Raw genomic sequence first — 1687 nt, 5'->3', positions numbered from 1 at the left:
GCAGCGCACCTTCTTCGACTGGCAGGACGCGAAGGACTCCGCCGGACCGATCGCCGAGGCCTTCTGGCTCAACGTGCGGCTGTTCCTCGTGTGCGAGGTGCTGATCCTCGTCGTCGCCCTCGTGGTCGCGGTGGTGCGCGTGGTCCCGTCGCCGGCCATGGCCCCGCTGCGGCTCATCGCCACGGTGTACACCGACGTCTTCCGCGGCACGCCGNCGTCGCGCTCACGCTCAGCTACGGCGCCTACGTGGCCGAGGTGATCCGCGCCGGCATCCTGTCGGTCCACCCGACGCAGTGGGCGAGCGGCCGCGCCCTCGGGCTGTCCTACGGGCGCACGCTCCGTCATGTCGTGCTGCCGCAGGCCCTGCGCCGCCAGGTGCCGCCGCTGCTCAACGACTTCGTGTCGCTGCAGAAGGACACCGCCCTGCTGTCGACCATCGGCCTGGTCGAGGCGCTGCGGCAGGCCAACATCATCGCCAACCGCGACTTCGTGTTCACGCCGCTCGTGGTCTCCGCCGTGCTGTTCATCGCGGCNGCCTGATGCTGAGGATCGAGCAGCTGCGCAAGTCGTTCGGCTCCACCGAGGTGCTGAGGGGCATCGACCTCGTGGTCGAGCCCGGGCAGGTCGTCTGCCTCATCGGTGCGTCCGGCAGCGGGAAGTCGACGTTGCTGCGGTGCATCGACCTGCTGGAGACCGTCGACGACGGGACCGTCTGGCTGGCCGACGACGCGGGGTCCGAGCAGGACATCACCGATCCCCGCGTCGACATCGACGCGATCCGACGCCGCATCGGCATCGTCTTCCAGGCCTACAACCTCTTCCCGCACCTCAGCGTGCTGCAGAACCTCGTGCTCGCGCCGACGAAGGCGGCGGGCGTGTCGAGGGCCGACGCCCGGACGCGGGCCCTCGCGCTGCTCGACCGGGTCGGCCTGGCCGACAAGACGTCGGCGTACCCGGACTCCTTGTCCGGTGGTCAGCAGCAGCGAGTCGCGCTGGCCCGCGCCCTGGCGATGGATCCCGAGGTGTTGCTGCTCGACGAGATCACGTCGGCGCTCGACCCCCTGCTGGTCGGTGAGGTCCTCGACGTCGTCCGCGGCCTGCGGGCCGACGGCATCGCCGTGGTCATGGCCACGCACGAGATGTCGTTCGCACGCGAGGCGAGCGACGTCGTGGCCTTCCTGGCCGACGGCGAGATCGTCGAGATCGGTCCGCCGGAACAGCTGTTCGAGGCCCCGCAGGACCCGCGCACCGCGGCGTTCCTCGCGCGGTTCCGCGCGTGACCTAGCCTCGAGCCATGGACCTCGAGGACCTGCTCGGCGCGGGCGCGCACGGCTACTTCGCGGGCGGTGCGGGGGACGAGATCACGCTGCGTGCCAACGAGACCAGCTGGAGCGACGTGCGGCTCGCGCCGCGGGTGCTCGTCGACGTCGGTGAGCGGGACCTGTCGGTCGACCTGCTGGGCCGACGTCGCTCGCACCCGGTGGTGGTGGCGCCGATGGCCTACCAGCGGCACGCCCACGAGGACGCCGAGCGCGGCACGGCCCGGGCCGCGGCCGCCACCGGCTCCACGTTCGTGCTGTCGTCGCAGACCACCACGTCGCCGGCCGACGTCGCGCGGGTGGCGGGCCCGGACCGTTGGTTCCAGCTCTACGTGTTCAAGGACCGGCAGGTCTCGCTCGACCTGGTG

The 1687-nt window shown here is 71.5% G+C and carries 2 protein-coding genes and 1 pseudogene; all 3 read left to right on the top strand.

The genetic code is table 11. The annotated features are described in order from the left end of the window. Nucleotides 1-246: 246 nt before the first annotated feature. Nucleotides 247-533: pseudogene (locus ASF38_RS19765) on the top strand (ABC transporter permease subunit); the annotation flags it as partial. A gap of 6 nt (nt 534-539) precedes the next feature. Further along, nucleotides 540-1280, top strand: a complete 741-nt coding sequence (locus ASF38_RS09080) for an amino acid ABC transporter ATP-binding protein (protein WP_056575286.1) — start codon at nt 540-542, stop codon at nt 1278-1280. Between the two features lie 14 nt (nt 1281-1294). Further along, on the top strand, nt 1295-1687 hold a 393-nt coding region (locus ASF38_RS09075), incomplete at its 3' end, for an alpha-hydroxy-acid oxidizing protein (RefSeq protein ID WP_200914474.1).

It is taken from the genome of Aeromicrobium sp. Leaf272 (genome assembly GCF_001422865.1).
In the GTDB taxonomy this organism is placed as follows: Bacteria; Actinomycetota; Actinomycetes; order Propionibacteriales; family Nocardioidaceae; genus Aeromicrobium.
Note: the sequence above shows the minus strand (reverse complement) of the source record. Positions and strands in the feature narration are given on the sequence as shown.